Origin of the sequence: Streptomyces sp. NPDC052101, assembly GCF_040680235.1 — a bacterium.
GTDB lineage: Bacteria > Actinomycetota > Actinomycetes > Streptomycetales > Streptomycetaceae > Streptomyces.
This window is the reverse complement of the sequence record NZ_JBFAWH010000074.1, coordinates 1-12190: the sequence shown is the minus strand read 5'-3', so window position 1 is coordinate 12190 and position 12190 is coordinate 1. Positions and strand designations below refer to the sequence as shown.

10 protein-coding genes and 1 pseudogene are annotated in these 12190 nt (G+C 70.2%); 5 read left to right on the top strand and 6 right to left on the bottom strand.

Annotated elements, in window-relative coordinates:
• Positions 1-498 precede the first annotated feature (498 nt).
• The gene (locus tag AB0L75_RS43095; protein WP_365191762.1) at positions 499-702 is read left to right on the top strand and encodes a MerR family transcriptional regulator; all 204 of its coding nucleotides are present in this window, start codon (positions 499-501) and stop codon (positions 700-702) included.
• A 24-nt stretch (positions 703-726) separates the two neighbouring features.
• Here the strand turns inward: AB0L75_RS43095 and AB0L75_RS43090 are convergent, their stop codons facing one another.
• On the bottom strand, positions 727-1776 hold the full coding sequence (locus AB0L75_RS43090; RefSeq protein WP_365191761.1) for a zinc-dependent alcohol dehydrogenase family protein: 1050 nt from the start codon (positions 1774-1776) through the stop codon (positions 727-729).
• Positions 1777-1969: 193 nt separating this feature from the next.
• Between AB0L75_RS43090 and AB0L75_RS43085 the strand changes: the two genes are divergently transcribed.
• The 3 genes from AB0L75_RS43085 (at position 1970) to AB0L75_RS43075 (ending at position 5592) form a co-directional block, all read left to right on the top strand.
• Positions 1970-2920 carry a PrsW family intramembrane metalloprotease gene (locus AB0L75_RS43085; RefSeq protein WP_365191760.1) on the top strand — a complete coding sequence of 317 codons (951 nt, stop codon included), beginning with the start codon at positions 1970-1972 and terminating at the stop codon, positions 2918-2920.
• A 74-nt stretch (positions 2921-2994) separates the two neighbouring features.
• Entirely contained in the window at positions 2995-3234 is a 240-nt protein-coding gene (locus AB0L75_RS43080) for a heavy-metal-associated domain-containing protein (protein ID WP_365191759.1), read from the top strand.
• Between the two features lie 105 nt (positions 3235-3339).
• Positions 3340-5592, top strand: a complete 2253-nt coding sequence (locus AB0L75_RS43075) for a heavy metal translocating P-type ATPase (protein ID WP_365191758.1) — start codon at positions 3340-3342, stop codon at positions 5590-5592.
• A 912-nt stretch (positions 5593-6504) separates the two neighbouring features.
• On the opposite strand, the gene AB0L75_RS43070 is transcribed toward AB0L75_RS43075, so the two are convergent.
• The 4 genes from AB0L75_RS43070 to AB0L75_RS43055 all read right to left on the bottom strand — a co-directional run bounded on the left by AB0L75_RS43070 (position 6505) and on the right by AB0L75_RS43055 (position 11354).
• Entirely contained in the window at positions 6505-7794 is a 1290-nt protein-coding gene (locus tag AB0L75_RS43070) for a citrate synthase (RefSeq protein WP_365191757.1), read from the bottom strand.
• 240 nt (positions 7795-8034) lie between these two features.
• Positions 8035-10293: an ATP-dependent RecD-like DNA helicase gene (locus tag AB0L75_RS43065; RefSeq protein WP_365191756.1), complete on the bottom strand. Its 2259-nt coding sequence runs from the start codon at positions 10291-10293 to the stop codon at positions 8035-8037.
• A gap of 33 nt (positions 10294-10326) precedes the next feature.
• Positions 10327-10512, bottom strand: a complete 186-nt coding sequence (locus AB0L75_RS43060; protein ID WP_365191755.1) for a DUF397 domain-containing protein — start codon at positions 10510-10512, stop codon at positions 10327-10329.
• 8 nt (positions 10513-10520) lie between these two features.
• Positions 10521-11354, bottom strand: a complete 834-nt coding sequence (locus tag AB0L75_RS43055; RefSeq protein ID WP_365191754.1) for a helix-turn-helix transcriptional regulator — start codon at positions 11352-11354, stop codon at positions 10521-10523.
• Positions 11355-11519: 165 nt separating this feature from the next.
• Here AB0L75_RS43055 and AB0L75_RS43050 point away from each other — a divergent pair, with 165 nt between their 5' ends.
• Positions 11520-11930 carry an ATP-binding protein gene (locus tag AB0L75_RS43050; protein WP_365191753.1) on the top strand — a complete coding sequence of 137 codons (411 nt, stop codon included), beginning with the start codon at positions 11520-11522 and terminating at the stop codon, positions 11928-11930.
• Between the two features lie 41 nt (positions 11931-11971).
• Here the strand turns inward: AB0L75_RS43050 and AB0L75_RS43045 are convergent.
• Positions 11972-12190, bottom strand: a pseudogene (locus AB0L75_RS43045) (IS110 family transposase); the annotation flags it as partial.

Below are 12190 nucleotides of genomic sequence, written 5' to 3'. Positions count from 1 at the left end.
GAGGAGGGAGTCGACGGTGGGGGTCCCCCCGCGCGAGCGCAGTCGAGCGCGGGGGAGCGTCGGCGACCGACGACAACGCGGCTGGGGGTCCCCACTCCCTTGAGGCAGTGGGGGAGTGCGTGCCGGACGCCGCGGGGCAGGCGGGAATCCGACGACAGGCCCTAGGGGAAGCCGGTCCGGGAGACGTTCCCCGGGGAGGCGGGAAGCCGGCGGGCCGGGTCCGACGCAGCGGGCCCGGCCCGCCCTCGCGAACGGGTGCCACGCGCCACGCCGACGCCCCGGCGCACGCCTTTGTGGCGGCCGTGTCACAAACGCCCTCTTTGTGTCACGCGTGTCTCACGTACGCGGGTTGTGCGTCACACCGCGCCCACAGGCGCTGTCCTCCGGTCACTCTGCGTCGTTCACCGGACACAGGCCTGGTGATCGCCAGCGCAACGCCCGGCTCCCCCGACGGCCGCCCCCGGTCGCCGCTGTGGCACGCGCGGAGAGGTGCGACTCATGACCGACCAAAAGCTGTGGTCCTACAAGGAGATCGCGGCGCACATCAGAGTGCAGCCGGACACCGTACGGTCCTATCGCAAGCACGGGCTGCTGCCTCCGCCCGACCACGTGGAGGGCGGCAAGCCCTACTGGCGCGCCGACACCGTCCGCGCCTGGGTCGCCTCCCGGCCGGGCAACCGCGGGCGCCACCCGGACGCCTGACCCCGGCGGGCGCGACCCCGCCGCTCAGCCCCGGGCCCACGGCTCGATGACCGTGACGCCGGCCCCTCGTGCCGTACCCATCGCCGCGAGGGCCGCCGGTGTCGCGTCGAGCGGGATCGTGGACGTCACCAGGAGTTCGGGCCGCAGCACGCCGGAGCGGACCTGGCCGAGCATGCCGGGGTAGGCGTGGGCGGCCATGCCGTGGCTGCCGAGGAGTTCCAGCTCCAGGGCGATGGCGCGGGCCAGCGGGACGGGTGTGGTGCCGTCCGGTGAGGGCAGCAGGCCCACCTGGACGTGCCGGCCGCGGCGGCGCAGGCCGTTCACGGAGGCCGCGCAGGTGGCGGGCGAGCCGAGCGCGTCGAGGGAGAGGTGGGCGCCGCCACCGGTCAACTCGCGGACGACGGCGGCCGGGTCGGTCACACCGGTCGCGTCGACGCATTGCGCGGCGCCGAACGTCCGTGCCAGGTCCAGGGCTTGGGGTGACACGTCGACGGCGACCACCCGGGCCCCGGCCGCCGCCGCGATCATCACCGCCGACAGCCCGACCCCGCCGCAGCCGTGCACCGCGACCCACTCCCCCGCCGCCACCCGGCCCTGCCGCACCACCGCGCGGAAGGCGGTGGCGAAACGGCAGCCGAGGGCGGCGGCGGTGGCGTACGCCATGTCGTCCGGGATCGCCACCAGGTTCACGTCGGCGTGGCCGAGCGCCACGTACTCGGCGAAGGAGCCCCAGTGGTGGAAGCCCGGCTGGGTCTGGCGCTCGCACACCTGCTGGTCGCCCGCCGCGCAGGCCGGGCAGCTGCCGCAGGCGCAGACGAACGGCACCGTGACCCGGTCGCCGGGCCGCCATCCGGTCACCCGGGAGCCCACCGCCTCGACGACACCGGCGAGTTCGTGCCCGGGCACATGCGGCAGCGTGATGTCGGGGTCGTGGCCCATCCAGCCGTGCCAGTCACTGCGGCAGAGGCCGGTGGCCTCCACCCGGACGACCACGCCGTGCTGCGCGGGTTCGGGATCGGGCACCTCCCGCACCTCGGCCGGTTTTTCGAACTGCTCGAACACCACGGCTCTCATGGGCCCACCCTGCCACGGTGACCGCCACCCTCACACCCCGTCTCCTCCCTCTCCTCCACCGGTGCCACCGGCTCGCCCGCGCCGGGCCCGAACCCGGCCGGCGTCACCCCCGGAGCGCCACCCGGACTGCGCCGCCCGGTACATCTGCCTACAGTGCGGATAAATCGCCCAGCAGCGCTCCGAGGGGACCGACGTGAGCCACCCCCCGCCTCCGGGCACGCCCAAGGCCCGCATCCCCGGCCCCCAGCAGCCGCCACCGCCGTACCCCCGCATCGGCGCCGGCCTGTGGCGGCGCTGCCTGGGCGGCGGGCTCGCCCTGTGGGCGCTGGCCGCGTGGGTCACCTACGAGACGCGGACCAGCACCCTGCTGCCGACGCTGATCCTGCTCGGCGGCTTTCTCGTGCCGGTCGTCTTCGTGCTGTGGGCGTACGAGCGGCACGGCCGGGACCTGGGCGTGAGCGCGATCCTCGGCTGCTTCCTGGCCGGCGGGGCCCTGGGCGTACTCGGGGCCGCGCTGATGGAGTCGTATCTGCGCCATCCCTCCCTCGCCCTGTTCGCCGTCGCCGGCCTGACCGAGGAGGCGGCCAAGCTCGCGGCGCTGGTGTTCGTGCTGCGCCGGCTGCCGTTCCTGCGCGGGCCGCGGGCCGGACTGGTGCTCGGCGCGGCCGTCGGCTTCGGCTTCGCGGCGCTGGAGAGCGCCGGGTACGTGTTCGCCGCGGCCGTCTCCGCCGAGGGCGTCGGCCTGCGCACCCTGCTGGAGACGGAGATCCTGCGCGGGGTGCTCGCCCCCTTCGGGCACGGCCTGTGGACCGCGGTCGCCGGAGCCGCCCTGCTGTCCCGGCGCCGCCTGAACGGCGACTTCCGCATCGCCGCGCCGGTGTACGGCACCTACCTGGGCGTGTCCCTGCTGCACACCCTGTGGGACTCCACGCACGGCCTCGCGATCTGGGCGGTCGCCCGGCTGACCCGCGTCGGACCTCAGCCGCGGCTGTTCGCGCAGGGGTACCTCGTCCGGCCGAGCCCCGAGCAGGAACACCTGTTCACGTTGTTCTCGGTGGGCGGGCTGGCTCTGGTGGCCCTGGCCGGGGTCGGCTGGGCGCGGTCACTGACGCGCCGGGAACCCTCTTGGAGAAATACCCCCTAGGGGTATAGTGTGAGGAACATGGGGTTCCCCCGCGGGCCCCATTGGCCCCGCACGCCTCGACGAGGAGTAACGACATGACCGCCCACACCGACACCCAGGGCTCCGTCACCACCGTCTACAAGGTGACCGGCATGAGCTGCGGCCACTGCGAAGGCTCCGTCTCCGGCGAGATCTCCCAGATCCCCGGCGTCAGCTCGGTGAAGGCCGTCGCGTCGACCGGCGAGGTGACCGTGGTCTCCGCGGCCCCGCTGGACGACGAGACCGTGCGCGCCGCCGTGGACGAGGCCGGCTTCGAGCTGGCCGGCCGGGCCTGACAGGTCCCGGCGCCCGCGCGGGATCCGAAACCTTTCCCCGACCGGGCCGTGCCGACCAGCTGATACTGGATCCGTACGGCTCGGTCCGATGTCTGGAGTCCGGACATGACCAGCACCACCGCAGAGAACGCGACCGCGATAGCCCCCGCCTCCGAGGTCGAGCTGCTCATCGGCGGCATGACCTGCGCTTCCTGCGCCGCCCGGGTGGAGAAGAAGCTCAACCGGATGGAGGGCGTCAGCGCCACCGTCAACTTCGCCACCGAGAAGGCCAAGATCGCCTTCGGCGAGGGCGTCCATGTCGCCGACCTGATCGCCACCGTGGAGAAGACGGGGTACACCGCCGAGGAGCCCGCGCCGCAGCAGCCGCAGCCCGCGGCGGCTCCGGAGACCCCCGAGCGGGATGCCGAACTCGGCGCGCTCCGCCACCGCCTGCTCGTCTCCGCGCTGCTCGCCGCGCCCGTCGTCCTGCTCGCGATGATCCCGGCGCTGCAGTTCGACAACTGGCAGTGGCTCTCGCTGACCCTCGCCGCACCCGTGGTCGTCTGGGGCGGCGCGCCCTTCCACCGGGCCGCCTGGACCAACGCCCGGCACGGCGCCGCCACCATGGACACCCTGGTCTCGGTGGGCACGCTGGCCGCGTTCGGCTGGTCGCTGTGGGCCCTGTTCTTCGGTGACGCGGGCATGACCGGCATGCACGACGAGTTCCGCTTCACCGTCTCGCGCATGGACGGCGCCTCCACCATCTATCTGGAGGTCGCCGCCGGCGTCGTCGCCCTGATCCTGCTCGGCCGCTATCTGGAGGCCCGCTCCAAGCGGCGCGCGGGGGCGGCCCTAAAGGCGCTGATGGAGCTGGGCGCCAAGGACGTCGCGGTACTGCGCCACGGCCGCGAGGTCCGTATCCCGGTCGGCTCCCTGGCCGTCGGCGACCGGTTCGTCGTACGGCCCGGCGAGAAGATCGCCACCGACGGCACGGTGATCGAGGGCGTCTCCGCGGTGGACGCGTCCATGCTGACCGGAGAGTCGGTGCCGGTGGACGTCGGTCCGGGCGACCGGGTCACCGGCGCCACGGTCAACGCGGGCGGCCGGCTGGTCGTCGAGGCCACCCGGGTCGGCGCCGACACCCAGCTCGCGCGGATGGCGCGGCTCGTGGAGGACGCGCAGAACGGCAAGGCCGAGGTGCAGCGCCTCGCCGACCGGATCTCCGCGGTCTTCGTGCCCGTGGTCATGCTGATCGCGCTCGCCACGTCCGTCGTCTGGCTGGGCCTCACCTCGGACGCGGCCTCGGCGTTCACCGCCGCCGTCGCCGTGCTGATCATCGCCTGCCCCTGCGCCCTGGGCCTCGCCACGCCGACCGCGCTGATGGTCGGCACCGGGCGCGGCGCCCAGCTCGGCATCCTCATCAAGGGCCCCGAGGTGCTGGAGTCCACGCGCCGCGTCGACACGGTCGTCCTCGACAAGACCGGCACGGTCACCACCGGCCGGATGACCCTCCAGGCGGTCCACGTCGCCGACGGCGAGGACGAGGGAGAGCTGCTGCGCCTCGCCGGCGCCCTGGAGCACGCCTCCGAGCACCCGGTCGCCCGCGCGATCGCCGCCGGTGCGGAGGAGCGCGCCGGGGAGCTGCCGGTGGTCGAGCAATTCGAGAACGTCCCCGGGCGGGGCGTACGCGGGCGCGTGAACGGCCGTGAGGTGGCCGTGGGGCGCCTCTACGACGTCCTTCCGCAGGAGCTGGCCCGCGCGGCGCGCGAGGCCGAGCAGGAGGGGCGTACGGCCGTCGTGGCCGGCTGGGACGGCCGGGCCCGCGGGGTGCTCGCGGTCGCCGACGCGGTCAAGGAGACCAGCGCCGAGGCGGTACGCGAGCTGCGGGCGCTCGGACTCACGCCGGTGCTGCTCACCGGGGACAACCGCACGGTCGCGGAGGCGGTCGCGAAGACCGTCGGCATCGACGCCGAGAACGTGTTCGCCGAGGTGCTCCCCGAGGACAAGGTGGATGTCGTACGGCGGCTGCAGCGCGAGGGGCGGACCGTGGCCATGGTCGGCGACGGCGTCAACGACGCGGCCGCGCTCGCCACCGCCGACCTGGGCCTCGCCATGGGCACCGGCACGGACGCGGCGATCGAGGCCGGGGACCTGACGCTGGTGCGCGGGGACCTGCGGGTGGCCGCGGACGCCATCCGGCTGTCCCGGCGGACGCTCACCACCATCAAGGGCAACCTGGTGTGGGCCTTCGGCTACAACGTGGCCGCACTGCCGCTGGCCGCCGCCGGACTGCTCAATCCGATGATCGCCGGGGCGGCGATGGCCTTCTCCTCGGTGTTGGTGGTGACCAACAGTCTGCGGCTGCGTCGCTTCCGCTGAAGTCCCGCGGGGTTACCGGCGGTTCACCGCAAGCGGAAGTAAGAGACCCCCTAGAGTCCGACGCGAGCCTCACATAAGCTCTTCACAAGGCTCGCGCATCATCCTTACGCTTGGGCCCCGATCGTCGATCGGGGCTCTTGCGCACCTAACGGACATATGCAAGAGACGCAGATCACAGTGATGCGAACGTAACCATCGAAGGGGTTCGAAGGTCTAAGTTGGCGATGTCGGTTCGGCGTCTTGGGGGGCGTCAGCCGGCATCTGGGGATGTCTTGGGGGACTTCCTCAGAGATGCGTTGCCGGGGCACGCACACCGGGGAGCTTTGAGCGGCCCTCCCAGCGTGCGTTGTCCCGGCAGATCGCACCGCATCACTGGAGCAGGGCGAGTTTTGCTCATTCTGCTCACCGACAGCGATTCAGGCGCTGTCCTCTCCGAGCGCCCGGCCGGATCCCGTGGGGGGAATCCGCACCGGGACATGGGAAGGCGCCCTGGTCGTCGGCCCGTGGGGGGACCGGCGACAGGGCGCCTTCCGCTATGTTTCGCTTTCTTTCGTGGCTCGGTTCGCCTCCGGAGCGCCTTCAGCCGGCGCCGAGACCACGACCGTGCTCAGCCTCTCGGGTCTCCGCGCGCTCGCGCCCTCACCACCGACGCCACTGGCGACCAGGAGAAACGACCCACCGGGCACCAGCCGAACCGGCACCCCTCACCGGCAGGTGTCAGCGCTCCTCAACCGGGACGAAGTCGCGCTCGACGCCGCCCGCGGCTGTGCCGGCCCGGGGGACACCCCCCGGACCCCCGGCCGACCTCCGAGCCATCACCGACCCACCCCGTCAGACCGACCGACGCCACCGGCGACCAGGAGAAACGACCCACCGGGCACCAGCCGAACCGGCGCCCCTCACCGGCAGGTGTCAGCGCTCCTCGACCGGGACGAAGTCGCGCAGCTCCACGCCCGTGTAGATCTGGCGCGGGCGGCCGATGCGGGAGCCCGGCTCCTTGATCATCTCGGTCCACTGGGCGATCCAGCCCGGGAGCCGGCCGAGGGCGAACAGGACCGTGAACATCTCGGTCGGGAAGCCCATGGCCCGGTAGATCAGACCGGTGTAGAAGTCGACGTTCGGGTAGAGCTTGCGCTCGACGAAGTAGTCGTCGGAGAGGGCGTGCTCCTCCAGCTTCAGGGCGATGTCGAGAAGCTCGTCCTCCTTGCCCAGCGCGGAGAGCACGTCGTGCGCGGCGGCCTTGATGATCTTGGCGCGCGGGTCGAAGTTCTTGTAGACCCGGTGGCCGAAGCCCATCAGGCGGACGCCGTCCTCCTTGTTCTTCACCTTGCGGATGAAGGTGTCGACGTCGGAGCCGGAGTCGCGGATGCCCTCCAGCATCTCCAGCACGGACTGGTTGGCACCGCCGTGCAGCGGGCCCCACAGGGCGCTGATGCCGGCCGAGATCGACGCGAACATGTTGGCCTGGGACGAACCCACCAGGCGGACCGTCGAGGTCGAGCAGTTCTGCTCGTGGTCGGCGTGCAGGATGAGCAGCTTGTCCAGCGCGGCCACCACGACCGGGTCCAGCTCGAACTCCTGAGCCGGGACCGAGAAGGTCATGCGCAGGAAGTTCTCGACGTAGCCGAGGTCGTTGCGCGGGTAGACGAACGGGTGGCCGATCGACTTCTTGTACGCGTACGCCGCGATCGTCGGGAGCTTGGCGAGCAGCCGGATCGTGGAGAGGTCGCGCTGCTTCTCGTCGTGTGGGTTGTGGCTGTCCTGGTAGAACGTGGACAGCGCCGAGACGACCGAGGACAGCATGGCCATCGGGTGGGCATCGCGCGGGAAGCCCTTGTAGAAGTTCTTGACGTCCTCGTGCAGCAGGGTGTGCCGCGTGATGTCGTTCTTGAACGTCGAGAGCTCGTCGACGGTGGGCAGCTCGCCGTTGATCAGCAGGTACGCCACCTCGAGGAAGGTGGAGCGCTCGGCCAGCTGCTCGATGGGGTAGCCGCGGTAGCGGAGGATGCCCGACTCCCCGTCGAGGTAGGTGACGGCGGATTTATAGGCGGCCGTGTTGCCGTACCCGCTGTCCAGAGTCACCAGACCGGTCTGGGCGCGGAGCTTCCCGATGTCGAAGCCCTTGTCGCCGACGGTGCTGTCGACCACCGGGTAGGTGTACTCGCCGTCGCCGTACCGCAGTACTACAGAGTTGTCGCTCACGTCTTCCCTCACCGACGTAGTGCCTCATCTTCGAGGTGCCCTGACTGTCTCTACCATCCCCCATTTGGCTCAGGAGAGTGCACTCGGGGTCGACCATTGGGCCCATTGGCGGCACTCAGTGCCGCCAACTTGCCCATCCTGCCCCCTCGGAACGGCATCTGGAAGTGCTCTGTGACCTTCACGACTCATTTGATCGATCATTTTTTGTGATGCAGATCGCTGTGCCTGCTCGGTCGCAGGTCAGGACCCGTGGAGCCGGAAGTCCAGTGCTGTGCAACGCCGTCCCGCCGACACCGTGCGCACGGCCTGTCCGATCGCCTTGCGTGAACCGACGAGAACGACCAGCCGCTTGGCCCGTGTCACCGCCGTGTACAGCAGGTTCCGCTGCAGCATCATCCATGCTCCGGTCGTGACCGGAATCACCACAGCGGGATATTCACTCCCCTGCGAACGGTGGATGGTGACCGCGTACGCATGCGCCAGTTCGTCCAGTTCGTCGAATTCGTACGGAACCTCCTCGTCCTCGTCCGTCAGCACCGTCAGGCGCTGGTCGACCGGATCGAGCGCGGTGACGACGCCGACGGTGCCGTTGAAGACACCGTTGTTCCCTTTCTCGTAATTGTTGCGAATCTGGGTGACCTTGTCGCCGACACGGAAGACCCGGCCACCGAACCGCTTCTCGGGCAGGTCGGGGCGGCCCGGGGTGATGGCCTGCTGGAGCAGCCCGTTCAGGGCGCCCGCCCCGGCCGGGCCCCGGTGCATCGGCGCGAGCACCTGGACGTCCCGGCGCGGGTCGAGCCCGAACTTGGCCGGAATCCGGCGCGCCGCCACATCCACCGTGAGCCGGCCCGCCTCCTCCGTGTCGTCCTCGACGAAGAGGAAGAAGTCCTTCAGCCCGTCGGTCAGCGGATGCTGCCCCGCGTTGATCCGGTGCGCGTTGGTGACGACACCGGACTGCTGGGCCTGCCGGAAGACCCGGGTGAGCCGGACGGCGGGGATGGGACCGCCGTCGGCGAGCAGATCGCGCAGCACCTCGCCCGCACCCACGCTGGGCAACTGGTCCACGTCCCCCACGAAGAGGAGGTGCGCACCGGGCGGCACCGCCTTGACCAGCTTGTTGGCGAGGAGGAGGTCTAGCATGGAGGCCTCGTCCACCACCACCAGATCGGCATCGAGCGGCCGGTCCCGGTCATAGGCGGCATCTCCGCCGGGCCTCAGCTCCAGCAGCCGGTGGACGGTGGAGGCCTCGGCGCCGGTCAGCTCGGCGAGCCGCTTGGCGGCCCGCCCGGTGGGCGCGGCCAGCAGCACCTTGGCGCGCCTGGCGCGGGCCAGCTCCACGATCGAGCGCACGGTGAAGGACTTGCCGCAGCCGGGTCCGCCGGTCAGCACGGCGACCTTCTGGGTGAGCGCGAGGCGCACGGCGGCCTCCTGCTCGGGCGCGAGATCGACCCCGGTGCGCGCCTTCAGCCAGCCGAGGGCCTTGTCCCAGTCGACGTCCTGGAAGCCCGGCATCCGGTCGTCGTCCGTACGCAGGAGGCGCAGCAGCTGGGCGGAGAGGGACAGCTCCGCGCGGTGGAAGGGGACGAGGTAGATGGCGGTGACGGGTTCGGAGTCGTCACCGCCCGGCCCGGGCACCCTCTCCCGTACGACGCCCGGTTCCTCGCCGTCCTCTCCCGGCTCGGCCAGCTCGGCGAGGCACTCGATGACCAGCCCGGTGTCGACGGCGAGCAGCTTCACGGCGTCGGAGATCAGCCGCTCTTCCGGCAGGAAGCAGTGCCCCTGGTCCGCGGACTGCGACAGCGCGTACTGCAGACCGGCCTTGACCCGCTCCGGGCTGTCGTGCGGAATCCCGACGGACTGGGCGATCTTGTCGGCGGTGAGGAACCCGATGCCCCAGACGTCGGCGGCGAGCCGGTACGGATGGTCCTTGACGACCGAGATCGACGCGTCCCCGTACTTCTTGTAGATCCGCACCGCGATGGACGTCGACACCTCGACGGTCTGCAGAAAGAGCATGACCTCCTTGATCGCCTTCTGCTCCTCCCAGGCATCGGCGATCTTCTTCGTCCGCTTCGGGCCCAGCCCCGGCACCTCGACGAGCCGCTTGGGCTCCTCCTCGATGATCCGCAGCGTGTCCAGGCCGAAGTGCTGGGTGATCCGGTCGGCGAAGACGGGCCCGATCCCCTTGACCAGCCCGGACCCCAGATAGCGCCGGATGCCCTGGACGGTGGCGGGCAGGACGGTCGTGTAGTTCTCGGCGTGGAACTGCTTGCCGTACTGGGGGTGCGACCCCCAGCGGCCCTCCATGCGCAGCGACTCCCCTACCTGGGCGCCGAGCAGCGCGCCGACGACCGTGAGGAGGTCTCCGCCGCCTCTTCCCGTGTCGACCCGGGCGACCGTATAGCCGTTCTCCTCATTGGCGTACGTGATCCTCTCCAGCACGCCTTCGAGCACGGCGAGCCGACGCTCGCCGGTCTGTGTCCCCGCCTGTTGAGCCATGATCCGACGGTACCGGTGGGGTGTGACAGCGGGTTACCGCTCCTGCAGGTTCTTCAGGGCTTCGAGGAAGGTGGTGAAGGTGGGGGTGGGGAAGGTGAGGGTGGCTCGGGCGGGATTCTTGGAGTCGCGGATGGCGACGTACGTGGGGGCGGTGGCTATCTCCACGCACTCGTTGCCGTCGCCCTCGCCCGAGTAGGAAGACTTCCGCCAGTTGTCCATGGGGGGCCTCACAGCTCTTTTGCCAGCCGGTGGATGAAGTCACGGGACTCGGTCGGTCCGAGTGACGCACCCTCCACCATACGGAAGCGCGTTCGATAAATGTTGAGCTGGGCCTCAGAATCGATAAGGACTGTGCCATGAGGCGCGTCCCGTACGACCGTATCCAGCTTGGACATGGGGCCACCGACGTACGTCATCGCGCTTGAGGCGGCGAAGCCGTCGAGGTCGAAGGGGATGACGCGCAAGGTGACATGGCCCGCCTCGGAGAGTTCAAGGAGACGGGCGAGCTGGGCCTTCGAGGTGACACGGTCGCTGACTCTGATGCGAAGCGCCGCCTCATGGATCAGCGCCTCGTACGGAATGGTGATCTGCTGGCGCGCCCTTCGGTGCTGGATGCGCAATTCAAGCTCTTCATGGGTGAGTTCAGGCAGCCGGGACGAGAATACGGCGCGGGCGTAGTCCTCCGTCTGCAGCAGGCCTGGAACGTACAGGATCGCCACGTGACGCAGGAACCGGGCGTGATGCTCCAGCTCGGACAGGTCCAGGAACGACGTGGGCAGCAGACCCCGGTACTCCTCCCACCAGCCGCGCACCCGATCGGTAGCCATGGAGACGAGCGCGGTGATGAAATCCTCGTCCGTGCAGGCGTAGTGGGATGCGAGGCGGCGGAGTCGCTCTTCGCTCACTCCCTTAAGCCCCGACTCGATGTGGCTGATCTGGACCCTGTTCGCCCCGAGCAGCGCCGCCGACTGAATGGCGGTGAGTCCAGCCGCCTCCCGAAGCCTGCGCAGTTCGACCCCCAGGCGCACCTGACGTGCTGTTGGTTCGCGCCTTTGGACCATGAGTTGCTTCTCCTCTTTCGGGGGTGGATCACACGATCAGCTTGCCACGGGTTACAGGTTACCCCTACCGTCGGTGACGTACCGCATACGCAGTGGAAGCGCACCGCGATTACGACGATGCCACCCTGCGCGAAAACCCCACTCACCAACCGGAGTTGATGACGCATGCCCGAAATCGAGTCCTGGGACTACACGCTCTACGTCCCCAACGACCTCAGAGCCGTGACGGTGTGCCGCCGCACCCTGCGCCTGATCCTGACCCTGCACGGGCTCATCGGCATCGTGGACACCGCGGAACTGCTCGCGGCGGAGCTGGTCTCCAATGCCGTACGGCACACAAAGGGGCCCGCCGCGCTCAGGGTCCGCCGCACCCCGGAGGGCACGGTGTGGATCGGGGCCTGGGACACCGACCCCGCCCCGCCGGACCCACCACGGCCCCTGGAGCAGGTGGCTGAGCTGGAGGACGGAAGAGGTCTGGGGTTGGTGAAGGCCTGTGCGGAGTACTGGGGGTGGCAGCCCACGGCCCGGTTCGGGGATCGAGGCAAGTACGTGTGGTGCGAACTTGCGGCGGCGTAGCTCGTTGATCACCGCGATGGAAAGGAGTTTCAATGACCGGGTCAAGCCGCCTGCGCGGTCGGCGGGGCGGAGGTGAAAACGCGGTTGTCGCGCAGCAGGGCCCACAGCACGCTTGCCCGTCGGCGAGCAAGGGCGATGACAGCCTGAACGTGCCTGAGTCCTTCACCGCGCTTCTTGAGGTAGAAGTCCCGGCTCGGCCCTTCGCGCATCATGCTCGTCTGCGCCGACATGTAGAACACCCTGCGAAGACGGCGGCTGTA